Origin of the sequence: Niallia sp. FSL W8-0177 (genome assembly GCF_038006285.1) — a bacterium.
Classification (GTDB): Bacteria; Bacillota; Bacilli; order Bacillales; family Cytobacillaceae; genus Niallia; species Niallia circulans_A.
This window is the reverse complement of the sequence record NZ_JBBOUX010000002.1, coordinates 83,159-109,377: the sequence shown is the minus strand read 5'-3', so window position 1 is coordinate 109,377 and position 26,219 is coordinate 83,159. Positions and strand designations below refer to the sequence as shown.

The 26,219-nt window shown below is 32.1% G+C and carries 30 protein-coding genes; 20 read left to right on the top strand and 10 right to left on the bottom strand.

Going from position 1 to position 26,219, the window contains the following annotated elements:
* Positions 1-332: 332 nt before the first annotated feature.
* From NST77_RS24980 to ltrA, 5 genes are all read left to right on the top strand, one after another.
* Positions 333-707 carry a hypothetical protein gene (locus tag NST77_RS24980; protein WP_144545552.1) on the top strand — a complete coding sequence of 125 codons (375 nt, stop codon included), beginning with the start codon at positions 333-335 and terminating at the stop codon, positions 705-707.
* 32 nt (positions 708-739) lie between these two features.
* The gene (locus NST77_RS24975) at positions 740-2,194 is read left to right on the top strand and encodes a cell division protein FtsZ (protein WP_341123834.1); all 1,455 of its coding nucleotides are present in this window, start codon (positions 740-742) and stop codon (positions 2,192-2,194) included.
* A 719-nt stretch (positions 2,195-2,913) separates the two neighbouring features.
* Positions 2,914-3,858, top strand: coding sequence for a hypothetical protein (locus tag NST77_RS24965; RefSeq protein ID WP_341123833.1), 945 nt, complete (start codon positions 2,914-2,916; stop codon positions 3,856-3,858).
* 351 nt (positions 3,859-4,209) lie between these two features.
* Complete coding sequence (gene tnpA, locus NST77_RS24960; protein WP_095330205.1) at positions 4,210-4,665, top strand: IS200/IS605 family transposase; 456 nt, start codon at positions 4,210-4,212, stop codon at positions 4,663-4,665.
* Between the two features lie 826 nt (positions 4,666-5,491).
* The gene (ltrA, locus tag NST77_RS24955; protein WP_341123832.1) at positions 5,492-6,754 is read left to right on the top strand and encodes a group II intron reverse transcriptase/maturase; all 1,263 of its coding nucleotides are present in this window, start codon (positions 5,492-5,494) and stop codon (positions 6,752-6,754) included.
* Positions 6,755-6,875: 121 nt separating this feature from the next.
* Here ltrA and NST77_RS24950 read toward each other — a convergent pair whose 3' ends face one another.
* Positions 6,876-7,199, bottom strand: a complete 324-nt coding sequence (locus NST77_RS24950; RefSeq protein ID WP_047185753.1) for a hypothetical protein — start codon at positions 7,197-7,199, stop codon at positions 6,876-6,878.
* A gap of 12 nt (positions 7,200-7,211) precedes the next feature.
* On the bottom strand, positions 7,212-7,808 hold the full coding sequence (locus tag NST77_RS24945) for a hypothetical protein (protein ID WP_047185752.1): 597 nt from the start codon (positions 7,806-7,808) through the stop codon (positions 7,212-7,214).
* Between the two features lie 224 nt (positions 7,809-8,032).
* Between NST77_RS24945 and NST77_RS24940 the strand changes: the two genes are divergently transcribed.
* The 5 genes from NST77_RS24940 to tnpA (NST77_RS24920) all read left to right on the top strand — a co-directional run bounded on the left by NST77_RS24940 (position 8,033) and on the right by tnpA (NST77_RS24920) (position 12,894).
* A complete protein-coding gene (locus NST77_RS24940) occupies positions 8,033-8,398 on the top strand; it encodes a hypothetical protein (RefSeq protein WP_061794320.1) in 366 nt (121 codons plus the stop codon).
* Positions 8,399-8,416: 18 nt separating this feature from the next.
* A complete protein-coding gene (locus tag NST77_RS24935; RefSeq protein WP_061794319.1) occupies positions 8,417-8,674 on the top strand; it encodes a hypothetical protein in 258 nt (85 codons plus the stop codon).
* 225 nt (positions 8,675-8,899) lie between these two features.
* The gene (locus NST77_RS24930) at positions 8,900-9,511 is read left to right on the top strand and encodes a recombinase family protein (RefSeq protein ID WP_047185750.1); all 612 of its coding nucleotides are present in this window, start codon (positions 8,900-8,902) and stop codon (positions 9,509-9,511) included.
* A gap of 259 nt (positions 9,512-9,770) precedes the next feature.
* A complete protein-coding gene (locus tag NST77_RS24925; RefSeq protein ID WP_445668883.1) occupies positions 9,771-12,224 on the top strand; it encodes a Tn3 family transposase in 2,454 nt (817 codons plus the stop codon).
* 178 nt (positions 12,225-12,402) lie between these two features.
* The gene (tnpA, locus tag NST77_RS24920) at positions 12,403-12,894 is read left to right on the top strand and encodes an IS200/IS605 family transposase (protein ID WP_371474081.1); all 492 of its coding nucleotides are present in this window, start codon (positions 12,403-12,405) and stop codon (positions 12,892-12,894) included.
* 130 nt (positions 12,895-13,024) lie between these two features.
* On the opposite strand, the gene NST77_RS24915 is transcribed toward tnpA (NST77_RS24920), so the two are convergent.
* Complete coding sequence (locus NST77_RS24915) at positions 13,025-13,150, bottom strand: hypothetical protein (RefSeq protein WP_341123830.1); 126 nt, start codon at positions 13,148-13,150, stop codon at positions 13,025-13,027.
* A 113-nt stretch (positions 13,151-13,263) separates the two neighbouring features.
* On the opposite strand from NST77_RS24915, the gene NST77_RS24910 reads away from it, so the two are divergent.
* From NST77_RS24910 to NST77_RS24875, 8 genes are all read left to right on the top strand, one after another.
* Positions 13,264-13,719 (top strand): hypothetical protein, encoded by a 456-nt coding sequence (locus NST77_RS24910; RefSeq protein WP_341123829.1) that lies wholly within the window; start codon positions 13,264-13,266, stop codon positions 13,717-13,719.
* A gap of 417 nt (positions 13,720-14,136) precedes the next feature.
* Positions 14,137-14,982: a tyrosine-type recombinase/integrase gene (locus NST77_RS24905; protein WP_171510392.1), complete on the top strand. Its 846-nt coding sequence runs from the start codon at positions 14,137-14,139 to the stop codon at positions 14,980-14,982.
* 158 nt (positions 14,983-15,140) lie between these two features.
* Complete coding sequence (locus NST77_RS24900; RefSeq protein WP_047943199.1) at positions 15,141-15,716, top strand: hypothetical protein; 576 nt, start codon at positions 15,141-15,143, stop codon at positions 15,714-15,716.
* A complete protein-coding gene (locus NST77_RS24895; protein WP_144545548.1) occupies positions 15,713-16,375 on the top strand; it encodes a hypothetical protein in 663 nt (220 codons plus the stop codon). Before NST77_RS24900 ends, NST77_RS24895 begins: the two co-directional genes overlap by 4 nt.
* The gene (locus NST77_RS24890) at positions 16,372-17,235 is read left to right on the top strand and encodes a hypothetical protein (protein ID WP_341123828.1); all 864 of its coding nucleotides are present in this window, start codon (positions 16,372-16,374) and stop codon (positions 17,233-17,235) included. The genes NST77_RS24895 and NST77_RS24890 overlap by 4 nt, the downstream gene beginning before the upstream one ends.
* 2 nt (positions 17,236-17,237) lie before the next feature.
* On the top strand, positions 17,238-17,750 hold the full coding sequence (locus NST77_RS24885; protein WP_341123827.1) for a hypothetical protein: 513 nt from the start codon (positions 17,238-17,240) through the stop codon (positions 17,748-17,750).
* A 122-nt stretch (positions 17,751-17,872) separates the two neighbouring features.
* Positions 17,873-17,998 (top strand): hypothetical protein, encoded by a 126-nt coding sequence (locus NST77_RS24880; protein WP_341118176.1) that lies wholly within the window; start codon positions 17,873-17,875, stop codon positions 17,996-17,998.
* A 120-nt stretch (positions 17,999-18,118) separates the two neighbouring features.
* Positions 18,119-18,484 (top strand): hypothetical protein, encoded by a 366-nt coding sequence (locus tag NST77_RS24875; protein WP_341123826.1) that lies wholly within the window; start codon positions 18,119-18,121, stop codon positions 18,482-18,484.
* A gap of 45 nt (positions 18,485-18,529) precedes the next feature.
* On the opposite strand, the gene NST77_RS24870 is transcribed toward NST77_RS24875, so the two are convergent.
* Genes NST77_RS24870 through NST77_RS24840 form a run of 7 tightly spaced genes read right to left on the bottom strand, consistent with a single transcriptional unit; the run spans position 18,530 to position 24,191 of the window.
* Positions 18,530-19,378 carry a ThiF family adenylyltransferase gene (locus tag NST77_RS24870; RefSeq protein ID WP_341123825.1) on the bottom strand — a complete coding sequence of 283 codons (849 nt, stop codon included), beginning with the start codon at positions 19,376-19,378 and terminating at the stop codon, positions 18,530-18,532.
* On the bottom strand, positions 19,379-20,332 hold the full coding sequence (locus NST77_RS24865) for a hypothetical protein (RefSeq protein ID WP_016204961.1): 954 nt from the start codon (positions 20,330-20,332) through the stop codon (positions 19,379-19,381). It abuts the gene before it with no gap.
* 27 nt (positions 20,333-20,359) lie between these two features.
* The gene (locus NST77_RS24860) at positions 20,360-21,073 is read right to left on the bottom strand and encodes a hypothetical protein (protein WP_341123823.1); all 714 of its coding nucleotides are present in this window, start codon (positions 21,071-21,073) and stop codon (positions 20,360-20,362) included.
* On the bottom strand, positions 21,051-21,602 hold the full coding sequence (locus tag NST77_RS24855; RefSeq protein WP_016204959.1) for a hypothetical protein: 552 nt from the start codon (positions 21,600-21,602) through the stop codon (positions 21,051-21,053). Before NST77_RS24855 ends, NST77_RS24860 begins: the two co-directional genes overlap by 23 nt.
* Before the next feature lie 13 nt (positions 21,603-21,615).
* Complete coding sequence (locus tag NST77_RS24850) at positions 21,616-21,960, bottom strand: hypothetical protein (RefSeq protein WP_016204958.1); 345 nt, start codon at positions 21,958-21,960, stop codon at positions 21,616-21,618.
* A gap of 51 nt (positions 21,961-22,011) precedes the next feature.
* On the bottom strand, positions 22,012-23,151 hold the full coding sequence (dnaN, locus tag NST77_RS24845) for a DNA polymerase III subunit beta (RefSeq protein ID WP_341123822.1): 1,140 nt from the start codon (positions 23,149-23,151) through the stop codon (positions 22,012-22,014).
* A gap of 56 nt (positions 23,152-23,207) precedes the next feature.
* Entirely contained in the window at positions 23,208-24,191 is a 984-nt protein-coding gene (locus NST77_RS24840) for a Rad52/Rad22 family DNA repair protein (RefSeq protein ID WP_144545533.1), read from the bottom strand.
* 378 nt (positions 24,192-24,569) lie between these two features.
* Here NST77_RS24840 and NST77_RS24835 point away from each other — a divergent pair, with 378 nt between their 5' ends.
* Positions 24,570-24,806 (top strand): helix-turn-helix domain-containing protein, encoded by a 237-nt coding sequence (locus NST77_RS24835; RefSeq protein ID WP_226793382.1) that lies wholly within the window; start codon positions 24,570-24,572, stop codon positions 24,804-24,806.
* Positions 24,778-26,148, top strand: a complete 1,371-nt coding sequence (locus NST77_RS24830; RefSeq protein ID WP_341123821.1) for a hypothetical protein — start codon at positions 24,778-24,780, stop codon at positions 26,146-26,148. Before NST77_RS24835 ends, NST77_RS24830 begins: the two co-directional genes overlap by 29 nt.
* Positions 26,149-26,219: the final 71 nt, after the last annotated feature.

Sequence of the window (26,219 nt, the reverse complement as noted above, 5' to 3'; positions counted from 1 at the left end):
GTTACTAAATATAGTTACTATATTAATCGTTTAATATAAAAAATACTTTTAAATGATAGCGAAATAACTAAAAATACTAATTTGTGACTTTTAGATAATATTAAATTTATTTTTTTAAGCAATAATTAATGAAAATAAAGTGAGATAACTTATAATCAATCTATACAGTAACTTATTTTAGTAACTATGAGTAAAACGTTGATATTATTGGGTTTGTGAGATGTATTTCATTTGTTAATTTATTTATTAAAAGTGTAGACACTTGAATTAGTAACTTTAATTGGTTATTATATATTTAAATTATAAGAATATCTTAGTAAAGGAGGATAATATTGGACTTAGAGCTTCATCAAAAATATAAAAATACAAAATTTGATCCAGAAACATTAGATTTGTTCACCGATTTAATATCTAATGACACAGTATTAAAAAAAGTATTTCTCTTTATTGCAAAGAACGAAAAGGACAGTATTGTAACAGTTGGAGAAATATCTGAAAAAGTACAGGTAGAACGAAAACATAGAGTTGAAAAAAATAAACGTTATTCATTTGTTTCCAAGGATGATTACATACATAGAAAACAAGCGGAAAAAATAGTTGAGCGTTTGTTAGCAATGTCGTTGATATATTATAAAGCTGTTCCACCATATAAGCATTTGTTTTTAACTATTCGCGGCAAACAAGTAATTCAAAGACTTTATGGATGAAGAAGATTACTAGTAAATAAGGAGATGAGATAATGGCTAAAACGTTCACAAAAAATAAACCTGCTATTAACATAACTATGGTTGGGTTTGGACAAGCCGGTTCAAGAATGGCAGATCAATTTGCAGCTATAAAAAATGCTGATGGCACTTCTGTATATAATTGTTTAGCACTAAACAGTAATGATGGTGATTTAGCGGGATTAAAGCACATCACTCCCAATAATAGAGAGAGTCTAGAGCTGGGTGGTTTAGGTAAAAATCCTGAAGAGGCAATGCAAATTTTAGAAACAAATGAAAAAGTTAAAGAACAACTAAAAGGTTTCATAAAAGATAGAGTTAGACCGACTGACGACTTAGTAATGTTTTTTGCTGGTCTAGGTGGCGGAACGGGTACCTCTACTATCGTAAAGGCAATTGAAGAATTTTATGAATATAACAATAAACCTAAAATTCAAGAAGAGTTTAATAAATTAAAAGAAAAATATGGTATAGATGAAATAAAAAAAGAGCCAAAAAAATACTTAATTGAAGCTACTAAAATTGCTCGTAAACGATTTACAAAGATTGGTGTAGTGGCTACTATCCCTACTAGAGCGGATGGTCCTGATGTATTAAGACAAGTAAATAATTTCACTAAAAAAATTGACGATATTGCCAAAAACCCTAATAAAGGTGTAGCATTTGTAGTCTATCCTGATAACCAACTAATGTATGAAGAGTTCAATAGTTTACTAGAAAATGAGAGAAAAGGAATTGAAAATTACCGAGACTATGCAAATATTAAACTAGTTGAAGAGTTTCATGAACTAAATACTGCTACTACTGGTGGTGGAACCTCGGTTACTTTTGATAGTGCTGATTTTAGAAGAACAATTTTAGAACATCAAGGTTGTTTATTCATAAGTAAGGTAACTAAACCTGCTTCTGAAATAAAAAATGGTCATGATATTAATAAAATGTTTTCTGAGTCTCTCGATAAAAATAGCTTTCACGATCCTATAGAATTGATTAATCCAGAGACAAATCAAATGGCCAAAATTCACCATATAGGGATTTTAGCTATTATTGATTCAAAATTAAAAGTTGGTAGTTCTTTTATTGATGATGCTAGAGATGAAATTATTAATAAATTACCCCTAAACGGTACTGTTTTTTCTGGTTATATTGAAGAACAAAATGATTTTTCTGTAACTGTTTATACATTTTTTAAAGCGGAGGCATTTCCTAAGCGATTGGCTAAGGGATTAGTGGAAGAATATAACGAATTTAAAGAAAGACAAAAACAAATAACCTATATGTCCCAAGGCATTGAGCAAATTAGTGAAACTAACGAAGAGGATGATTTTGATCTTTCTGAACTGGCTGCAGAACTAGGAGTGGAAGATCTTTTTGAAGAATCGGTTGGAGAAATAGCCTCTTCTACTGATGATGAGGATATAGATATTGATGATATTTTACAACAAATAAATGAGAATGAATTAAAATAAGATAAAAAAAGCAAAGAATCGTCCTATTCTTTGCTTTTTTTTGACTTAGATACTTTTTTTCATTGAACAGTTCCGGCATTCCCTAAGTAGTTTCCCCTTTGATATAGAACTTTTAAAATGTGCCATATTACAATTGTCGCATCTACCACTGATCCTGTCAGGATATAAATTATAATCATAGATTTTATTTATATCAATTTCTTCTTTCGTTAAATAATTATTCATCTCATTACTTCCTTAATTTATAGTCAATAATACTATTATAATCTATTTGTTTCCCCTATTCGCTTGAATTCTTTTGGAAAGCGCATTCTTTATAAGAGAAAGTTTATGTAAATGGTTGTTTTATGTGATGTTTACGTTGAGTTTTATAGATAAAGTGTATATTAACATGAAATTAACGTACTCTATGGGTTTTACCAATGAAAACACTACGTAATAATGATGTAATTTATATATTAATCTTATGTACTTATGTAAGCCTTACGTATTTATGATATAAATTTTATGTAACATTATATTTATTTTACGTAATGCTTACAAAAGTATTTTATAAAGTTTATATAGAATTGCTGTAAGATGATGATTTATGTAAGCGTAATTTGCATTGATGGTATGTAAAATTATCGTTTACTTCCTTTGATTTTTTGGTTCTTTCCGTGTAAAATCAATTGTAAAGTGTCATTTTTGACAATATAATGTGGTAGGAGGTGCGGTGAATGAGTGAAATTTCTATGAGAGAATTATTAGAAGATGAATTTAAACTTGATCCTCTTTATAATGTTGCTATTATTCGTGAATTAGAAGATTATATTTGGACTGAAAAAATTTTAAGTATGAGTAATGAACGAACTTACGATACAGTAGAAGCAAGTAAATTTATTGGACGTGCTGATGCAACTATAAGATATTACTTAAGACATGAGCTAAGTGATATTTATATAAAGCCGGAAAAACAAGGGAGATATTATAAATTAAGTTATTATACTATCTTTAAAATTCATTTAGTCTCTATATTAATAGATATAGGGGGGTTGTCTACAACTGAAATACTAACTGAGTTAGGTCATAAAACTACAACTGTTCCTTCTAGTAAAAATACACCTTTATATGACGATCTTAAAAAGTTATCTCAATTTGTTGAAGCTTCTTATAAGTTTAATAATCAATTGTTAGTAAAAATGCAGCAGCAAACGGTTTTGTTATTATCATATGAGAAAATGTTGAGTAATTTAAGAATTGAGTCAGTAAACATTGATAGAAAAATTGCTGATGCTAAATCCGAGGTTACTGAACTTAAAAATGATTCTATGAGCAATTATCTCTTGGAAAGGCAAGACCAAATTTTAGTTGCTTCATTAAAGAAAAAACCAAAAGGTTTTTTTAGTAGATTTAAAAATGATTCTAAAGAAGAACTTATTAATATAGAAGTAGATAAACAACTTAAAGAAAAGCAAGAAGCTGCTGTTCAAAGTAAGACTGAGTTATTAAAAGAAAAGATTGATGGCTATTATAAAGAGTTAAATAGTATAAAAGAAGAAATAGCTGAAACGGAGCAAAAATATGAACTAGCGCTAAGGGAACAGGAAAGAATTCTTGAAGAGGGCAAATACTCGGTTCAAAACTTTCTAAATAATCCTTTAAAGAATAATATAATAGATTGAAAATTCTGTCATATTGTTTTATAATAAAGGTACATAAATGAACTGAGGTGGTTTTAATGTTTTTACTTAAAACAAAAAAATCTGAAAACGTTATTTTGAATACAATTGTAATAGTATCTATTTTTACTCTAGTTGGATCAATACTGGTAAGCATATAAAGAGGTACTTTTAAATAAAAAAGGCTAAGTTAATTGTACTTAGTCTTTTTTTATTGATTTTTTACTCTTTTTAAACCACAGGCTCTGCCTGTGTGAAAATAAAACTTGTAGAGTCGTATTAGAAAAAAACTCCAATCGTTATAATAGAAGATGGCCGTCAAACCAACTTCAAATAACGAGAGGAGTTCTGCTCATGTCGAGCGACAATAGTTTATCACATACAAGATGGAATTGTAAGTATCATATCGTATTTATTCCCAAATACAGAAGGAAAGTAGTATATGGGAAATTAAGAAAAGATATAGGTGCTATATTGAGAAAACTATGTGAAATGAAAGATGTAGAAATAATGGAAGCACATGCCATGCCAGATCATATACACATGCTGGTAAAAATACCACCGAAAATGTCTGTTTCGTATTTCATGGGATATTTAAAAGGTAAAAGTTCATTGATGATCCATGATAGACATGCAAATTTAAAATATAATCATGGAAATCGAACGTTTTGGGCGAAAGGATATTACGTAAGTACGGTTGGATTAAACGAAAAAACAATTGCAAAGTATATACGAGAGCAAGAAGCAGAGGACCGTTTGCGAGATAATATGAGCAAACGAGAATACGTCGATCCATTTAAAGATAAGTAGGGAGAGTAAACGGTTGGCGGTCAATTTAGAGGTCCCTTTAGGGGCTTCGTTGGTAAAGTGCCCTTATAGGGCGAAATTAAAACCGCCGGTTCTACCGGCGGATACTTACTTTACTCTTTTTAAACCACAGGCTCTGCCTGTGTGAAAATAAAACTTGTAGAGTCGTATTAGAAAAAAACTCCAATCGTTATAATAGAAGATGGCCGTCAAACCAACTTCAAATAACGAGAGGAGTTCTGCTCATGTCGAGCGACAATAGTTTATCACATAGTGTGTCCTGAATGCTAGAGGATGCTGAAAGAATTATAGTAACCCAAAAGCAATGCTTTCTAAGAGATGGAAGTAGGTCTTCCGCAATCGACATACAGGTGTAGATTGCAAAACACCCATAGGTGCTGTAGTCAAAAGCTATGGTATTGAGCGTATGAGGAAAAGGCAGTAAAGAAACTGTCAGTTGGGTGCCACAAAGCTGAACGAGAGTGAAGAACTGATGAAGCATCGTTAAGACTTACAAGTATAGTCAAAACCAGAGTATTGTGTGGACGCTGGGATAAATCTATCGGAAACCTGTTTACTGGATAGATGGCTGTCGGTGTTGAGGTTACAGGAGTGTGGCATAGGCTCTTGGGAGGAACAGGAGAATCTTGTATTGCTATGTTAACCGAAAAATACAAGCTTACAAATATGCGAGTATGAAAGTAGGGATGAGCAGTACAGGTGCGGAAGAATTCGTAGTAGTGGGGAAGCTGATGTAATGTCAGTGGAGCGAAGGGGTTCTGTCATTAAACTTCTTGAATATTACAACCAAAAAAAATGGGAGGATTTTATGAAAGAGGGGAAATCATTTCGGATTTCACAGAATGAAATACTGAATGCCTATAAGGCAGTCAAGGCAAACAAAGGCGCAGGTGGGGTAGATGGCATAGAAATAGATGAGTTTGATAAAGATTGGAAAAACAACCTTTATAAGCTCTGGAATAGAATGTCATCGGGAAGCTATTTTCCTAAGCCGGTGCGTGGAGTGGAAATACCAAAGAAGAATGGGAAAATGAGACTGTTAGGAATACCAACGATCGAAGATCGTGTGGCACAGATGGTTCTGAGAAATCGGATAGAGCCATTAGTGGAACCAATATTCTATGAAGATTCCTATGGTTATCGTCCAAGAAAATCTGCATTGGACGCAGTGGGACAAGCGAGAAAACGATGTTTTCGTATGAAATGGGTTGTAGAGTTTGACATCGTAGGACTCTTTGACAATATAGAACATGAACGATTGATGAGATTGATAGCGTATCATGTGAAAGATAATTGGATTATTTTATATATTAAAAGATGCCTAAATACATCCATTCAAATGCCAAACGGAGAGATTTTTGAAAGAAAATCGGGAACCCCTCAAGGCGGAGTAATCAGTCCAGTTCTTGCGAACCTATTTATGCATTATATGTTTGATGATTGGATGGTAAGAAATTTTCCAAATTGTCCATGGGAGAGATATGCAGATGATGGACTGATACATTGTGTTAGCAGAAAACAAGCGGAGTATGTACTTGACAGATTGATAGAACAGATGGGTTATGCTGGTTTGGAAATACATCCTGAGAAAAGCAAAATCGTTTTCTGTCAAAGAGATAATAGGCAGTTGGAATCAGATAATCATTCATTTATCTTTCTGGGATATTGCTTTAGGCAGAGAATGGTTAAGAGCCAAAAGGGGATATACTTTATGGGGTTTACACCTGCGGTCAGTAAAGAAGCTGGGAAAAACTTTAGAGAGAAAATCCGAAATGTAATAAAGGAAATGAATACAACTGATATAGTGCTGCTGTCACAAAAACTAAATCCCATCATTCGTGGATGGATGAATTACTTTATGAAATACACTCCAAGTGAAGCATTTAGACAAGGTATAAATTATGTGAATCTAACATTGACAAGATGGTTAGTAAGAACAAGGAAAAAGGTTAGACGAAGCTATATAAAATCACAACATCTTTTGTATCGTATAGGGGTACAGCCAACATTTCGGAAATTTTGTACGCTAAGCAAATTTCGACATGATAAAATTCGATTTTCCTTACTTTAAGGGGTCCAACAGTAAAATGTTCATATCGGTTTTGTTGGTATCCCTAGTTAGCCTAAGATAGGCTAGAATATGTAACAAAAAAAGGAAGCGCTTTGCTTCCTTTTTTAGATTTTTAATCCCGTTAATTATCATCTTGTTTTCTTAACAATTTTTCACAGAGTTCCACACAAATACCTTGTGAGCTAAACCTTTTCAACAGTTCGCTTAAATTGACTGACAAACCATTATCTTGTAATATTTCTTCAAACTGTTGGTAGGTTAAATCAGGCATGATTTTTGCTTTCTTTTCCGGAAAAGTCGCTTGAAATTTTTTGTTAATATCTTCTGTTTTAGACTCTAGTACAATTGCTGTGGATGTGAAAGTCAAAATTGTTTCAATGAAATCAATATCAGTATTAGATAATCCTTTACTTCCTAACCATTCACTAACAGTTTCATTTTCCATACTATTTCACTCCTAAAAAAATAACCAATCAGCACCGCGAATTGCCCAAGCTACAGCGATTGATATATTTTCAGCTACTCCTTTGCTAACCCTTGTGTTATCTTTAAACCATACAGGAAGCTGAGTACGAACTTCATTAGCTGCGTTGGCCCCTGCATTTTCAAACTTCTTCAAAAAATTCCCTATCTTTACACTATTGCTTTTAAATGTTCTTGCAGTGGCAGAATCAATAATTTTGAAGGCTCTAGCTGCATCAATAACTTCATCTCCACCTTTTAAAAGTAACTGAGAAACTTTTATAACAGCTTTTGATTTAGCTCCAAACGGAACGATTTTCCCTTCGCCAGCCTCACTCTCATTAATAGATTTTTCATAAGCAATTTGAGAAAGTATAGCTATCTCTTCTGCACTATATCTATCAGAGGCATATCTTTCAGCGGCGTTTATTGGCTCTTCATCATAGTTATCTTCCCATACTGCATCTCCTTCTTCATAAACTTCATTAATTCCTTCTGCTGCAAATACATTTGGTACAAATGCTAATACACCACTAAATAACAGAACACTTACCATGATCGTTAACCCGAGTTTCCTTAAAAGTTTTTCCATAGGTTTACCTCTTCTCTCTTTTTTCTCTTACACTATTAAAATACTACACTAAATTTACACATTTTTCTATACTTTACAATATATCTTACTTACTATTTAAGAGGGAATAATTTCTTCGGAAAACAAGAGTAACTTTCAGGAATGAATCATACATTGAAAAAAAATTACTGGAAGGTGGTATAATTAAGAGTGTAGAAAGCAATGTTAATCTAAAAAACCCACCAATGAGCAGAGCAACCGCAGATGAACTTTTACCGGCGCTAGATGCTATCGAGCATATTCCTGATGAATTATTGGAAAAAGGATCCCCAGAAGAAATCAAAAAATATTTTATGGAGACCTTACCTAGAATTCGCACACAAAGTGTATGGAGTTGTAGTTTGGCAATTAGCGAATTGCTTGTTATGAATGCAATACCGATTGCAAGACTTACTAAGATAAAGAAATATGTTAAAGCATTGGGAGGAGCATGGGAAACTGCAAAACTACTGGTAGGTGCTACAACAGCAGGTGAAAAAGTAGCAACTCCCTCAGCCCTTATTGCGGAATTATCAGGTTTTACAAACGTAAGGAATGAATGTGGTTTTTAAAATGATAGGAGTATCATTTTGATCTGGAGTTTAATCACATCATTCATTCTTAATGTAGCGTTCTTAATTTATATTGTTGTTTTAACTAATAAGGTTAAAGTTTTAAGAAAGGAAACTGCAAAGCCTAGTGAAAACAATGATGAATTAATTGCCTTAGCACAGGAGAAATTGAAAACTCTTGGTGACATTAAGACTATAAAGTATCTAAGAGAAGAAAAAGGCATGTCAATGTTGGACGCTAAGCAACTTGTAGATGCTTTAAAAAAACAGGAGTAGCTTTTGCTACTCCTGTTTTTACGTTTCCCCAGTACGGGGTCCCACCAACGCTACCCCCTTTAATAATTTTTGTCAAAAAGCATACTTTGTGACACGTTAGAAAACAGTTAATATTACCGTGTCATAAAGTGTGTTTTTTAATTTTGAAACATTTCAATTTATTGATATACTTTTTGACATATATTGATAAATAGTTTTATAGAAAGGGGAAAGGGGTTATTAATTTTGAAGATTGGATATGCTCGTGTTTCAGCTAAGGACCAAAACCCGGAACGACAGCTTAAAAAATTTCGGGAGCTTGGAATTGAAGAACGTTATATCTTTATTGACAAGCAAAGTGGAAAGGATTTTAACCGACCACAGTATCAAGGGATGCTTCTAATTATTCGGGAAGGGGATTTATTGTACCTTGATGCACTGGACCGATTAGGAAGGGATTACGATGGTATCATTCGGGAATGGAAGTATATTACTCGGGAGCTGAATGCAGATATTGTAGTCCTAGAAAATGAAACCCTTTTTGATAGTAGGAAATTTCGAACTATGGGCGATCTTGGAAAATTAATGGAAGACCAATTTTTAAGTTTACTTTCCTATGTCGCTGAGCAAGAACGTAAAAAAAATAAGCTGCGTCAGGCAGAAGGAATTGAAGTGGCCAAGAATAACGGTGTACGATTCGGGCGTCGTAAGTACGAAATTAATGAGGACTTCATTCGAGTGTATTCGGAATGGAAGTCTGGATTAATCACTGCGACGGAAGGAATGAAGCGTCTTAATTTAAAGCCTAATACTTTTTATCGAAGGGTAAAGGAGTATGAAAACCAAAGAAAAGCGTGAAAATCTTGCATGGAAAAGAAATTCTTACAATAGACCAACGACAAGAGGTAATGATCCCTCCTAAGCGAATGGGAGCTTGCTTCTTACTACTGCTTATCAGAACATGATTCAGAATTTTTGAATAGGGAAATTAAGGAATTTCAAAATTAATTATAAGGATTGATTTAACTTGAGTGTGAAAGAATTGCTGTCACCAGAACAGCGAAAAGAAATATTAAACCTTAATAATTTATCAGAATTTGAACCAACAATCGAGAGGATGGTTTGGTTAGCTAGAACACGTGCAGAGAAAAAAATATATGCCAAACTAATAAGTAATCTTTCTGAAAGAAATAAACGTGAACTAGAAAAACTGATTGATTTAACGGTAAATAATAATAAAACTCAATTAGCTTGGCTTAGAGAAATTCCCGGACAGTCGTCACCGGATTCTTTTTTAAAGGTAATAAAAAGATTAAAGTACATTAAAGAAATGAACATTGCAGCTGATACGGGATTAATCCACCCCAATAGACTTTTACAATTAGCACGAATTGGGGCGAGATATGAACCCCATTCTTTTAGAAGATTTAAAGAAGATAAAAGATATGCATTATTAGTTGCTCACTTAATCACTCTCTCCCAAGACTTAACTGATCATGCCATTGAGATTCATGATAGACAAATGATGGTGTTACAAGCAAAAGGTAGAAAAAGTCAAGAAGAAATGCAAAAACAAAATGGAAAGTCAGTAAATGAAAAAGTTGTGCATTATGCAGATATAGGAACGGCTTTAATTAAAGCCAAAGAGGAAGGGATCGATCCTTATTTGGCATTAGAGCAGGTAATGCCTTGGGAAAAAATTGTAGAATCGATTGAAGAAGCTAAATTATTATCAAGACCAATGGACTACGATTATCTTGATTTAATAAAAACACGATATAACTATTTAAGGAAATATACTCCAAGCCTATTGGATTCTTTAGAATTCAAATCTACTAAATCAGCAGAACCTTTATTAAAAGCATTAGGCACTATACGTGAGTTAAATAATTCTGGAAAAAGGAAAGTACCTGAAGGCTCGCCTTTGAATTTTGTTCCTAAACGTTGGCAAAAGCATGTCTTTGATGATGAAGGAAACATTAACCGTCAATATTATGAAATGGCTGCTTTAACAGAACTCAAAAACTATATCCGTTCTGGTGATGTTTGGGTTGAAGGTAGTCGATTACATAAGGATTTTGAAGAATATCTAGTGCCAAAAGACGATTGGGGAAAAGCAAAAGTTCAAGGGACTAATATAGCTGTTAATGTGAATTTTGATCAGTATATATCAGAAAGATATGAAACTTTAAATACGAAACTTAAATGGATTTCCAAAAATATTGATAATATCGAAAGTATCAACATAAAAAAACAAAAGATACATGTTGAGAGATTACAAGCAGATACACCTGAAGAAGCTAGAAATTTTAGCTTATCTCTTTATAAAATGCTTCCAAGAGTTAAACTCACTGATTTATTAATGGAAGTAGCTGAATGGACTGGATTTGAGGAGTCCTTTGTTCACGCTTCTTCCAATCAAGCACCTAAAGGTGAGGAAAAATCTGTTATAATGGCAACGTTAATGGCTATGGGTACAAATATTGGATTAACTAAAATGGCAGAGGCTACTCCCGATATATCATATCGCCAGATGGCTAATGTTATGCAATGGAGATTACATGAAGATGCGATGAATCGTGCTCAAGCAACGTTAGTAAATTATCAGCACCGTCTTTCTTTGGTTTCATATTGGGGAGATGGAACAACTTCATCTTCAGATGGTATGCGTGTTCCTGTCGGTGTATCATCATTACATGCAGATTCAAACCCACATTATGGAACGGGAAAAGGTACAACCATTTATCGATTTACAAGTGATCATTTCTCTTCATTTTATGCAAAGGTAATCAACACGAATGCGAGAGATGCCGTACACGTGATAGATGGATTATTACACCATGAATCCGACCTTTCAATTGAGGAGCATTACACAGATACAGCTGGTTATACGGATCAAGTTTTCGGATTAAGTCATTTATTAGGATTTCGCTTTGCTCCAAGATTGAGAGACATAAGCGACGCAAAATTATATACCCTTACGTCTCCTGATGATTTTCCGAGTATAAAAGTCATACTACGGGGAAAGATTAACACGAAGGTTATTAAAGAAAATTTTGATGATGTATTAAGGCTGGCCCATTCAATTCGGGAAGGAAGAGTTTCTGGATCATTAATGATGGGGAAATTAGGTTCGTATGCAAGACAAAACAAAATTGCCACAGCTCTTCGAGAGATTGGAAGAATTGAAAAAACAATTTTTATTCTTGACTATATTACGAATGAAACATTAAGAAGAAGGATACATCGTGGGTTAAATAAGGGAGAAGCCATGAATGGATTGGCTAGAGCCTTATTTTTTGGTAAACGTGGGGAATTCAGAGAACGTGGCATGCAAGATCAATTACAAAGAGCTAGTGCTTTAAATATATTAATAAATGCAATTAGCGTTTGGAATACAGTGTATTTGGGTGAAGCAACAAAAGAATTAAAGAAACATGATGCCTTAAAAGAAGAATTACTCCCACATATTTCACCTCTAGGTTGGGAACATATTAATCTTCTTGGCGAATATAAGTTTGATTCAAATAGGTTACCAGCTAATATGCTAAGACCCTTAAATAAAAATTAATCTGTATCTGAAGCCAAATTCCTTAACGTACAGGTATTTGGCTTTTTTTGTGTCAAAATTTGCTTAGCGTACAAAATTTCCGAAATGTTGGCTGTACCCCGTATAGCAATGTCAAATCCGGAAAGATTCTACCATTGGAAAGTGGGCTATATGCCAGTGAGATGACAAGAGCCGTATGATGGGAGACTATCACGTACGGTTCTGTGAGAGATTTGGGGTGAAACTCCCCTTATCTACTCGACCAAGATGGAATTGTAAGTATCATATCGTATTTATTCCCAAATACAGAAGGAAAGTAGTATATGGGAAATTAAGAAAAGATATAGGTGCTATATTGAGAAAACTATGTGAAATGAAAGATGTAGAAATAATGGAAGCACATGCCATGCCAGATCATATACACATGCTGGTAAAAATACCACCGAAAATGTCTGTTTCGTATTTCATGGGATATTTAAAAGGTAAAAGTTCATTGATGATCCATGATAGACATGCAAATTTAAAATATAATCATGGAAATCGAACGTTTTGGGCGAAAGGATATTACGTAAGTACGGTTGGATTAAACGAAAAAACAATTGCAAAGTATATACGAGAGCAAGAAGCAGAGGACCGTTTGCGAGATAATATGAGCAAACGAGAATACGTCGATCCATTTAAAGATAAGTAGGGAGAGTAAACGGTTGGCGGTCAATTTAGAGGTCCCTTTAGGGGCTTCGTTGGTAAAGTGCCCTTATAGGGCGAAATTAAAACCGCCGGTTCTACCGGCGGATACTTACTTGTTTATAATAATCTCTTTGTTAATCGTTTTGTAATAGTAATGAAGAATTGGCTGTATGGATTATTTTCTGATAGGACTTAGCCTGGCGCGAGAAGCTATAGCCTTCTTTTTTAATTGTCATAAAACCATAGTAATATCTACTCATTTTACAATTTTCCAAATAATTAACATTTTTCAAAAAGGTATTTAATACCAAAAGTAGAATAAGTACATTGTAACTCACGGTTAAAAAAATATTAAAAAGGAGTGTTCTCAAAAATGAAAATTAAGAAACTAGTTCTGAGTGCTACTGCAGCAATAGCTATTGTAGGTGGTTCTGCTATTCCAACTTTTGCCGCATCAGGAAATACTGAAAGCCAACTAACTTCAGCAAGTAACGAACTATCTACCCCATATGTGAATTTAACTGCATATGCTGCAAATTCATCAAGTGTTACTATAAGTCCGCCTGAATGGAAAGCGGTGTCAGGAGCTGTGGTTGGTAAAGGTCAGTATGGTAAAATAAAGCTTTATTCAACTGGGGTTGCAGGTTTAGATGTGCAAGAAAAAATCGGTAATAACTGGGTAACTATGGGTGGTACTGGTTTAACCTTGTTCGAAGAGGGTGGCGAAGCTACGCTAGATTATTGGATGGAAAAAGGTAAGGAGTATAGGATAGAAATAATCTCAGGTACTGCGTCAAAAACAACTGGAACAATAAGAAATTCACTATAAAAATACACTCAATAGAATCAATTTTAAACCTATTTCCCTTATTTTGTATCAAAAACTAAGAAACCGTCTTGCTAAAAGCAAAAGACGGTTTCTTGGTTTTTTCAAGTCAAATTAAAAAGTCGTGCCGTATGGACCGACTTACTATTGTGTGTTCCATTTTTACTTTGGCGGATATCCCTTAATGACATGTTATCTTTTAATAATTACGTTAGAGTACATATATACTCTAAGCTTTTTTAAAATAAATAACCAATACACATCATTAATGGGTATTTCCCTTTTAAAAACGTTAGATTAAAATGACATATTACTATCCATAATTTATACTAAAATATACTAAGGACTAAGTAAATAAAATTCTCGAAGTAGAGATTATAAGTTGAAATTACTATATAGTTTTTAAAAGGGGGATAGAAGATGAAGTATGATGGTTTTATTTCGTTTTTAGAAGAAAAGAATTATAGTGAAACTACTATAGCGAGTTATGAACTTGTTTTAAATCAATTCTTCTCATTCCTAAGACAACTCTATAAAAAGAAAATAGAATTATATGAAATCAAATCTAAAGATATAAGAGACTATCTTTCAACTCAGGGAGATAATCAGAAGGCAATCTCCACAATTAATAAAGAGTTGGCCATTTTAAAATCCTACTTTGATTATTTATGGGAAAGAAACAAAGTACCTATTGATCCAGCAGCAAAAATAAAAAGACTAAAGGTACAAAAACACCTGGATATTAGTTTGTTTTATGAAGATTTACTTAAGGTAAAGGAACTTGTAATAGCAAATACCAATTATTCAGCAAAGCGAAAAGCATTGTTTATACTTGCTATGGAAGGATTAAAAGCCTCCGAATTTAAGTTTAAAAAGGATGATGTTTCTATAATCGATGATAGAATTAAGATTAATCTTTCCAATAGAGTCATTACATTGGATAACATTGATGCAAGTATTTTTCTTGAGTTTTATTATAATAATTTACTAAACGAGTCAGAGTATCTATTCACTTATACGGATTCAGTAAATAATAGAATAATACCTATTACTTTTATGGGAATACACTATCACTTAAAAAATATACAAAAGGATTATGATATTAATCAAAACCTGCAGTTAACAACTATTAGAAAAGCTCTGTGCTACTATTTATATATTAATAAAAAACTCGCAGTCCAACGTATAGCTTTGATTATGGGTATAGAAGAACAAACTGTATCTATCTATTTAAGTAAGTTAACGAAGAGTATGAAAAGCATCTAAAACTTAATTAGAATCATATTAATAATAGGTTGAAATATAATAACTTTATAGGCTATAATACATTTAAATAAATCATTCAATGGGAAGAACCCAGAATAAACAGTTCTATAAAAGAGCTGTTTATTCTGGGTTCTTTTTTTAGGGAGAGAAGTTGATTAATGGAAAGGGAAAACAGCTTTATTAACAAGGTTATTACTGCGTCCCTCTTAAGTGAAGGAGAAAAAGAAATACAATCAAGTTCGCGAAAACTTAAAGTTCCATTTAATAAGAAAAAAATTCTTTATTTATCTAACTTATTAGCAGAATACAAATTAGAAAATAGCGTGTCAGTGCAATTCAAAAAAGGAGAATTCACTATTCATAGTAATGCTTTAGGATTCTTCCTAAGCAATTGGTACATTAAAGACCATAAGATATTTAGTTATCGTGTTGATCCATCATTAATTGATAAGGAAGCTATCATAATTGCTGCTATTTTGTTTGGGGAACGAAAACAGGATTATATTAGCATACACTCCAGCATTCACAAGGATCATCTTAAAACTTTGTGCTTATGTATAAATAAAAACATCAATGTCCCAGTTTCTTTCCATGGGGATCGAATTAGAATTTTTAATGTTAAACAGTTCTTTATGAATGTTTTTAGAAATTCTTCGACTATTCATACAGCGGAACTTGTTGATTTTCTTACAGAACAAGAGAAAAAAGAAATAAAGGAAGGGAGTTTTTTATGAGATATAAACCATTTTACTCTTCACTTTTGATCTCAGGTTTTATCATACTCTCAGGTTGTAGTAATGATCCATTTGTTAAGGAAGCGAAAAAAATAAATGACACAAAGGATACACATGAAGAAACTGAAACTGATAGTAAATCCCAGGACTTAGAATCATTCTATAAGGATCAGGTACGGCCTTTAGATGAGGTTGTCGCTGAATTGGACGGTGAATCTGTCAAAATACTAGATAAGAAAGAAGTGGAAGTAAAATCTTCTTATGAAGATCCAGAGGAGTTTGCAAGGTATGCAGCCGATATCTTATACAAATTCCAATCTCTGCAAATTTCTTCTGAGGACTTCTATAACTTTATTTTAGACTATGGTAGTATTCAGACCGTTGAAGAATTACCACAAAAACAGGATGCCATAAATATTTTCAAATCAATACAAGATTCCTATTTACAAGCTAATGTCAAAGGGGAGTCTTATGATATTACAGTAGTAAACTTAGATAGATTTAAAAGACAGGGGTACTTTTATCGCAAAGTATTAAGTACAGAAGGAATTAATTATTTTATTACTTCTATTTATAAAGAAGATGGTGCTTGGAAATATATTACTGATGAGCCATCAGATCCTTTTTATGAAGAATCCCAAGGAGGAAAAGAAAAATGAAAACTTTAGAAGAAATTCAGCAAAAAACAGAGGAAATGTTGATGTTACACTATCAAACAAATGGAGAGTTTAACAAAGATTTTTTTCTTTTGAACCAATATGTGCGTATACACCTTGAACAATTTATGGACGCAGAGAAAATTAAGGAATATGAGAATCATCTATTTAAAGTATCAAAATCTCTTTTATTTAATGGATATTTTATTGGGATGGAAATATTAAACAATCTAGAAGAGATATTTAAAGATGATGAAATATTTGAACAAAGTAATGCCAACCTTAAACAACAAACTTTTGATATGCTCCGTCAGGTCTTAGGTGAAAGTGTAGAGGATACATTAATTACAGAACCACATAGAAAATTAACTGCAAAACTAGTAATAGAATATGAAAATATTCTTCCTACTTTATTGAACTATGCATTTTATACAACCGTTTTGGGTGTACAACTTGCCTTTCAAGATGAACGGGATAGAAGAGAAATAAGTTTACCGAATCAAAATAAAGAGGGAGGAATATTAGCGAATATAGAAGATACACACTTCCTTTTTCCAGATGTATTTATGAATATTTCAGTTGTAAATAACAATGTAGAGGTATGGACCATTACCCAATCATTCTGGAATGGTTTCGACAAGATAGGGGACATTTTTGTCATTAAAAATTCTATAGGTGACCTCTATTTAAATGTAACGATGAAAAACACTTTACCTCTCGTTCAAAGAAACATGATATTTAACCGTATTGAAGGGATGATAAAAGAAAAAGCAAAAACAGGTAAATTGTTTAAAACTATGACCGTTGGAGAAGAGTTCTTTGATACAAGTGAAGAAAACTTTGATGAACTTTTGGAGGAATGAAAATGAAAAAATTCAAGAGATTTAGGCAGGAAATCTCCAGTGAAAGTAAACTTCGATCTACTCAATATAACCAAAAAGAACCAATCAATTGGATGGATTTTATTTTTAGCAAAATAAATAGAAATAAGGAAATAAAAGCAAAAATTCGTAAAAATTTAGAAACATTTTCAATTGAAGAACTAAGAGAAATGGCTTCATCAGTTTTACTAAATGGCTTGATGTTTTTTAGGTCAACATCAGAAATTAATAGTGAAAGTATGAATAAAGATTTCATTGATTTTCAGTTAGCTGTAAATTGGCATTTAGCAGATTCTCTTCACAATGTACCTGAAGCAATGTATGCAGAGAATAATTTAAGAGGAGACAAACCATCTTTAATATACTATCTTTCTGAGTACTTTAACTTCTTGCATGTATTCGAACAATTAGAAGACAAACCAAACTTTTACTACTATAGAAAATATTACACGAACTTCCAAATAAAAGAGGAATGGAAATTACTTTATGAAAATTAAAAAACTAAACTAGAAGAAAGGGAAAGAAAACTGGAGCTGTGAATGCAACTCACAAACGTAGTGAGATATTTAGAAAGCTTGTTTAAAATTTTTGGATTTTTATTTAGCTTGGAGGGATATTAATGGCTATTTTCGATCGTTTGGTTATTTCTGCTTTAATTGGAGCAGTTGTTGGGATATTGTGGGGGAGTGGGGCATTATTACTTTATTTAGTTTATTTTTTGTTTGATAAAATGTTTTATTTATAAGGCGTAGCTGAGACCTGTTGGAAAATAAAAGAGGTAATCAATCAAGAATAATCTATTCCGAAAATTTCCAAAGAATTTTATTAAATGCGCCTGTATATTAGTGAAAAGAGGAAATGAATGATGGATACTAGAAATTTCTTAACTCCATTCTTTTGGGTGGTAGGGATACTCTCGCTAATAACTATGTGCTTTTATTTTTATGAAGGATATAAGTTCGAATCAACTAGCGTTAAATATAAGGTCGAGTTAGCCAGTAAATTTGCTAATAAAAAAACAGTAATGGAACTTGATCCTGTAATGACAGCTGCAGGTGTACCAATCACAACATCAAAAGAAGAAATTAACTTATACTTTAAAATATTTGTTAATGAAAAGCCTTATGATATATTGGTGACAGAAAATGAATTTAATAACTACAAAGAAGGAGACAAAATTGATATATTGATAGGGTCTGGAAAAGCAAAGTTGGATAATAGCAAAGAGTAAAATAAAAAAGTAGCACAAACAAGTTCTATGTCTGTGCTACTTTTTTTATCCTAAAATCGGTTCACTCTTCATATAACCTCTTTTTGCATGATATAGAATCCTGTGAGTTGATAGACTTTTAGTTTCAAATATTTCATTCAGTACAGTAATTACAGATATAGCACTATAACGATTAGTTATTAATCTCTGAGGATTGGATGCAGCTAGTTCCTGACAACTTAATTGAGAAGGAGCTATTTCATCATTGTCCTCTAAAATATCTGGATATAACGTACCTATTGGTTCTGGAAGTATTTTCCAATCAGACTTGAAACCACAAACCATTTGTCCAGTGAAACCTGAATCTTTATATTCTTCCAATTCCTCTTTCGTCCAGGACTCAATTGGTCTATTTCTGTGATCCTTTGGTAAGATAACATTTTCATTGCCTACATCAAAATATAGTAGGGTCTGAGCGGTGTTAAAATACTCATGGAATATCTTTCTTGAATAGTTATTATCAACACAAGAAATAAGAATAGGGACTATTCTATAGTTATATGGAATTCTTTCATAATTGAGTTGGAACAATGTGTCTATTGTTTTAGTGTCTTCTACATAACCTCCAGTGTAAGTGGCTATGTCTAGTTGATAAGCAGCACGATACCTTTTAGCTAAGACATCTGCTTTATTTTTACCTACATCTTTTGCTAAGCATAGTTGGTTATTTCTATTTTTTTCTTCATAAATATCTGGTTCAGCAATTATTAACTTTGCCGATATCTCAAACATACTTAACATTTGGCACAATTGCTGAATAACAATTCCTCCAGTACCTCCTGCGCCTATAACTAGAATCTGATAATATACTTCACTTTGATAAGAGCGGCTTAAATCTATAGAAATAGGTTGCATCTATTCAACCTCCACTACAGTTAGATCATAGCCATTTACCTTTTGTTTAGTTGTCAATGTAAATTCAAATACTTTGCTACTATCTATAATAATATGTTCATTTAATTCTTTATTGAATGTACGAACTAGCACATCAGGGAATAATCCATTAATATTACCAATAATGGCATATAAAATAGGAGCACGCTGGTTGTCATCGTCTATTTTGGACGGTGTAGGACTTAAAATATGATGTGAATGTATTTCCATTACCTTTGAATACCTTCTCTCTATGAGTTTAAGAGCGGTCTCTTGTGCCTCTTCTGTAATAGTGACTAAATATCTGCTAACTCTTTGGGAAGGAATATCCATAAAAAATTCCTCAGTGTCATGATCAAAGTAAATATTAGCAAATACTTCAGTACCGTGATTATCTGAAAAGTACTTAGCAATATGGATAAAATCTAATAAGATTTGAAATGGAATCTTCTTTTTTTGTTGTTTTAAAGAAGAGTCCTCGAAAGAGAACTCTTTATTATCCATGCTGCCATTTTTCTTTGCTTGCATAATAGGAATAACCACATCTTGTTTTTCTACATATACCAAGGTGGTATATTTAGGTACTAAGATTGGAAAGTCTTTTTCTAATTTCTTTCTAAGTTGTTCTTCACTAATAGGTTTATATTCAATTTCTCCATCCTCAGACGTTTTTTTAGATGGAAGTCCTCTTTCAATTTCGTCCTTGGAGAAATAATTAGTAACTGGATATTCATTCATCCCAAACCGAATAATGGTTTTACTTGTTAATTTAAAGTTATCTTTCTTATTTGTTGAACTCTTTGTAGAACTAGAATTAGTATCAGTCTTTAGCTTTGGTTTATTTTCCTTTATATCATTCATTTTATTAAGGTCAACTTTTTTAGTCTCCACTTCAATATCAAATAGTGAAAAGATATCATCCTGTTTTATTGTCATTTTCAATTCCTCCATATTGTATTTTTATTATAGATTCTCTAAAATTTGAATTTTCGAATGTGGTAATAAGATTTCATCATCAAATTGTTTATTTTCATATTTTTCAAATAATGATGCCACACTTAAATTAGTAGTTGTTTTTGCTCCATAATCTTCTCCAAAAGGTGCCTGCAAAAACAATAAATGCAAACTGTTTAATTGATAGATGTCATCTATTTCAGGAAAAGTATTTCCTCCCATGCAAACATGACCGTCTAAAGATACATGTGAAAAGGGGAAAAGAAATACTTCCGTATCTTTTGTCAAAAATTTGGAGCCTTTAACAGCAACAATGTTTTTCAATTTTACTTTTTTCTCCATTACTTCATATAAGAAGATTAGTCTTGGTAGTCCAACCTGTTTAAATAGTGTTTTTCCATACCGCATATCAAGTTGTTGTTTTGGTACCTCTATATATACTAGTTGATGCTTTGCTAATTCATTAATCCAAACATGTTTCACGCAATTTTTTGGAAGAATTGGAGTTTGAGAATCAATTATGTAATCCTCTATACTTTCTTGAAGAATACTAAAAAGATTAGGGAGGGTAATGTTATATAATCCCTCTATCATTCTTCCATTTAACTTAATCATTTGATCTAATGAATCTAAAGTATTATTGAAATCAGAAGTGATTTGTAACACTTCGACTTGTGCATTTAAGTGCTGTGGTTCATCACTAAGCCGAAAGATAATGTCCATTTTGTTGTTCCTCCAGTTTTTCGTAAATATTATTAGTCTCATCAGCCACCTCTATTAAAGCTGATAATAATTCATGATAAAATCCATCAAAAATGAATCCAATAATAATCCCCAAAGACTCCTCTACAAATGCTTCACATTCTAAATCAATGTGATTCAAAGTTGACTTAATAAAGGCTATATACTCATCTTTTTGACTAGAAAGTAGTATTTTTTCCACTTTAAAGCTATTCAACACTATATACCATTCTGCTTTTGGGTTGATTACACTCTCGATTTGTTTAGCAAGTGAGATTTCTTCTGGATCATCCGTATAAACTGTTGCGTGTTTTGTATCAAAACCTAAATCATTCATACCTCGCATTAAAAAATCGTATCCAGGATTAGACATAAAACCTACTTCTACTCGATAGTTACCGTATCCACTTACATCCACATTAGCGTCATGGAGAATCTTTAACATTAATAAGTTAGAAATTGAATAGTCATAACTTGCTTTAGACTCTGCATCCATCAAAATTGATGTCATTTTCTTCACCTCTCTAAATAAAATCATCCTCATACCAATATATTTTTTTGCTTTCTTGACTCCAACGGACAAAAAATTCTTGGGTTTGCAAATAAGAGGACCACATATTATTTTTTATATTTTCATAGTCTTCTTCAGAAAAATCATCCGTATATTCATCCGATGGTAAATAATAGAATTCATCGAAGGCAAGAATTGCTTCATCATAGGTAAATGAATTGAAATTAATACTATCTGTTTCAGAATGGTTAATAACTATATCCATAAAGTAGGCCATTCCTGCTTCCGATGAATTTGGTTTAACAATAGTATTTTTATTTTTAATTTCCTGTGAGAGTTTCCTCATATTTATTTTCATAAATCCTCCAATAGAAAAAGAAGAAAGGAGAGCCTTTCTTCTAACATTTTGTTATTTATTTCTCACCGGAAGAATCAATTGTATTTCCTCATGAGAAGAATCACAAGGTGTTAATAAAAATGGACGCATAGAACCTTGGTATTTAAAGGACACATACTCTGATTCCATTGCTTTTAATGTATCGATCATATAATTATTATTAAAGGCAATATCAAAATTATCTTCACCTTCTAAACTTTCATAATCGATTTCAATTTTTCCGCTTCCAGTTTGCGCTTGATATGTTGATAAAGTCGCAACTCCATTTACATGGAGTTTAACGATTCCTTTAGTCTCATTATCTGCTGCATTAGTCAAACCACTAATCATTTCAAAGCCTTCCAAAAATTCTTTTCTGCTTATTTTCATTTCAGCAAGATGCTCTTTTGGAATTAAGCGGCTTACATCTGGATAAGTTCCTTCTAATAGACGGCAATAAAAAGTGAGATTATTATTTTGTAAAATAAGCATTCGATCATTTTCACAAAACACAGTAACTTTCTCACTTAAATCAAAGGACTTCAAACTTTCCAATATTGATTTTGCTGGGATAATAATCTTCCTGGACTCCTTATGAGATTCTGTGACGTCAATAACGCCTAAACGGTGAGAATCCGTACAGACAAGTCGTAGCTTATCTTCTGTAATTTCAAAACAAATTCCTTGTAGAACTGGTCTAGCATCAGAACTTGAAGCTGCATACCCTGTTTTTTTGATAAATGAATTAAATTCGGTTCCTTTAATAGACAGAGTTGGCTCTATACCATCAAATCTAGGTAATTTAGGATACTCTTCTGCCTTAAAAACTGATAGTTTAAATTCACTCTTTTTTTTCTTCCCATGTTTTATTACTAATTGCGTATCATCTAACGAAATGCTTAATTCGGTTTTAACTTTCTTAGCAATTTCATATAACTGATAGGGAACAACTACCTTACCTTCTTTATTAATAAGTATTGACTCATCTTCGAATAAAACTGGTAATTCATAACGAATAGTAGTGTTTAAATCAGATCCAATAACGATTATCTTATCTGACTTAACTTCTAAATAAAAACCTTGTAGTATTGGATTTGATGTTTTAGTTTTTACTAATTTCTCTACTTTTGATAGGACCTCTAATAAACTTTCTTTATTAATAATAAATTCCATGTAATTTCCTCCTAAAAAAGGTTAAAAAAATAACACAAAAATATTTTTGTGTTTGTTTACGCTGTTTGATGTTCAAACATATTATTTTTTATATCACCTTCAATAAATCCATTGATTTCTTTAATGTCTTCTCTGTTCAAACGTAGTAAACAAGAATGAAGATTATCGATCCTCTCTTGTGGTTTTAAAATCCTCACATAATTTAATACATTCTCAACTGGTATTTTATAATGAATACTCATTTTAACTAAGTCACTTACGGGTTTTAAGGTTTCATAGTATTTAATTAACTCTTTGTCAGTAGCCTTTTCCTTAATATCTTTTATTTCAACACAATCAGATTTAGTATCAGAATTTATATGATGAAATAACTCCATTGCTGCTCTTGGTTTAAGCTTGATTTTATTTATAAATTCGGTGATAGAAATAAAATAAGAATTCCTATTGAAGGTGTTATTTCCAGTCTTCTTATCAATTTCTCTTTTTTTATTGTTATTATCGCTAGTACTAGTTGTTTCATTGTTTTTTCCTTGTTTTTGCTCATCAGGTGGTAAAGCCCAATCAGGTAAACACGGTGGTTCATAATAACCCACTACTTTGTTTTTTTTATCATTCAAGTAGATAGAATTATTACTTTTAGTTTCAGAAACTTGAACATATATCGGCTCTAATTTGTATAAATAACGCCCAATACCAAACTGTACAGCAGCTCGCTTCATCGCATTCGATAAACCACCCTTAAAGGCTTCAAAATTAGAAGGTTCAGAACCATCCGATTTGGTAATCCATTGGCCATTAATATAACAACTAAGTTCACAAATTATACCACCGGAGAATTCTACGTATGAGTTTTTCCAGCCGCCAATACCAAATACTTCATCTAGTCTATTTTGAATAGCTCTGTTATTCACGTAAGCTACTACAAAAGCATAAGCTCCGTTGTTACCTTTGTTACTTGTTTGAACTTTCCATTCTATATCATTTTGTGAGAATGGTTGTCTTAATTTGTTAAGAATTTCTTCTGTAGATTGCGTCGTCATTTTTTTCTCTCCCTTTCTTAGAATAATTTATAACTCTTTTACATCGATAAACATAAAAAAGCCTTTGGAGAGATAGGGAAAGAATAGCAAAATGCTATTCTTAAAATCTATCAACCCAAAGGCTGTATGTTTATTTTAGAAACCGCAAATCCAAAAGGATCGCCACAAAATTAAAAATATAAAAAAGTTATAATTAAATTATACATTTTGTCTCCAACTGTAACAACTATTAAATAATTCATTCTATATATTTTTTAAAGTCTATGATATACTCTATTTAGATTAATAGTAAACATGAAAGCGATAACCGCTAGTATCCTCTTATCTAAGGGGATATTAGCGGTTTTTTTTATTTTTTGGAAAGAAGGGGAAAAAATGATGAGAAATTTAAACCAAATTTGTATTGAAGATGATGTTGAAAGACTTATTATTTTGAGGAAACGATTGAAGTTAAATCAATTTCAATTCGCGAAAGAGATAGGAATCAGTAGCAGCTATTTAAGAAAAGTGGAAAGCAGAACAATTCCTTTTCCATTTAAATTCCGAAAAAAAATTGATGAATACTTAAAACAGGAGCATTTAATCTATGAAAAAGGTTCTAACCTCTATAAGTGATGAACAGATCATCGGGGCAATACAATCAAATGATGTAGAAATTGTATTCTATGATTCTAACTTCATTAACCATGAAGAAGAAAATTACATCTTTAATTTGTTAATTATTACTTCAGATGAAATAAACAATCAGTTCTTTACGACTCTTAAAGTCCATGATATTTACATTTTGGGTAATTCAAATGACAATAAAGCAAATGGGAGAAACATGTATTTCTTTGAGAATGAGGATTCGCTCAGAAAGGCTCTATTCATCTGGCCAAAAAAAGTAAAAAATAGTCAAGATAAAGATATTAGTACTTCTGAGAATACACTCAATATGGAGGTTCAAGTTGACCAGGGATCTTTACATACTTCAATTACAGGAGAAGCAAAAGAAAATAAAATAATAGACTCCATTGAAACTGTTGATTGTAACAATGCACCACCGGTGAGTATTAAAGATGATTTCCCATCAACGGAATATCCTATTAACATTAGTCATTTCAGTACAAATAAAATTGAAGCTATGAGAAAGCAATATGTATACAAAGGAAAACAATACCCACAAAACAAAACGATTGCTGTATGGTCTCCACTTCATCGTATAGGAGTATCGAGTTTTATTCTAAACTTTGCAATATACCTTCAAGAACAAAAAATACAAACAGCTGTTATAGAGGCAATGCAACCTCCAAAATTATCTAGTGTTTTGTCTAGATATGAACCAATGCCGGTTAATTTTCGTTCTTTTATAGAAGTGTTTCATTTAGAAGAATATGAACTTATGGAATTAGATTATCACAAAACAAATTGGCAATATATGGGAGTTTTATGGTTACCTATTGGAGAAAAAGATTATGTTTATAACTGGACTGAGGACTTTTTAGAAGTGTATTTTCAATTTTTTCGATATCATGATGTAATTTTAACAGATTTGCCAAGTGGAAAGATGACAGAAGAAACAGAAAAAGTACTTAAAAATATTGATGAACTTTGGGTAATGGTAGACAATTCAATTGTAGATATTCTAATGTGGAAAAAGTATATTCACCAATTAAGAGAAAAACATGGAATATCGATGAAATTAATCTATAATCGTAGTTTTCCATTTAGTAAGATTAACTCTTTAGTGAATGGCCTCGAACTCCCCATAATAGGGACCATTCCGGATCTAACAGAAGAATATATTCGATTACAATATAAAAAGAAGCCTCTTATCTCATTTGATGAAGTAAGGGAAAAAGTAAAAGAGAATTATGAAAATCTTATTAAGGCGGGATTTCAATTGGATTCCATATCAAATTCAAAAAAATTTCCTCTCAAAACACTTATCAAAAAACTTTTCCAATCAAGAGGTTGAATAGAACTTAAATAAAGTGCTATGATAAATACATAAATTGTATATATTTTAGTATTTTGTTGCTTTCTTTT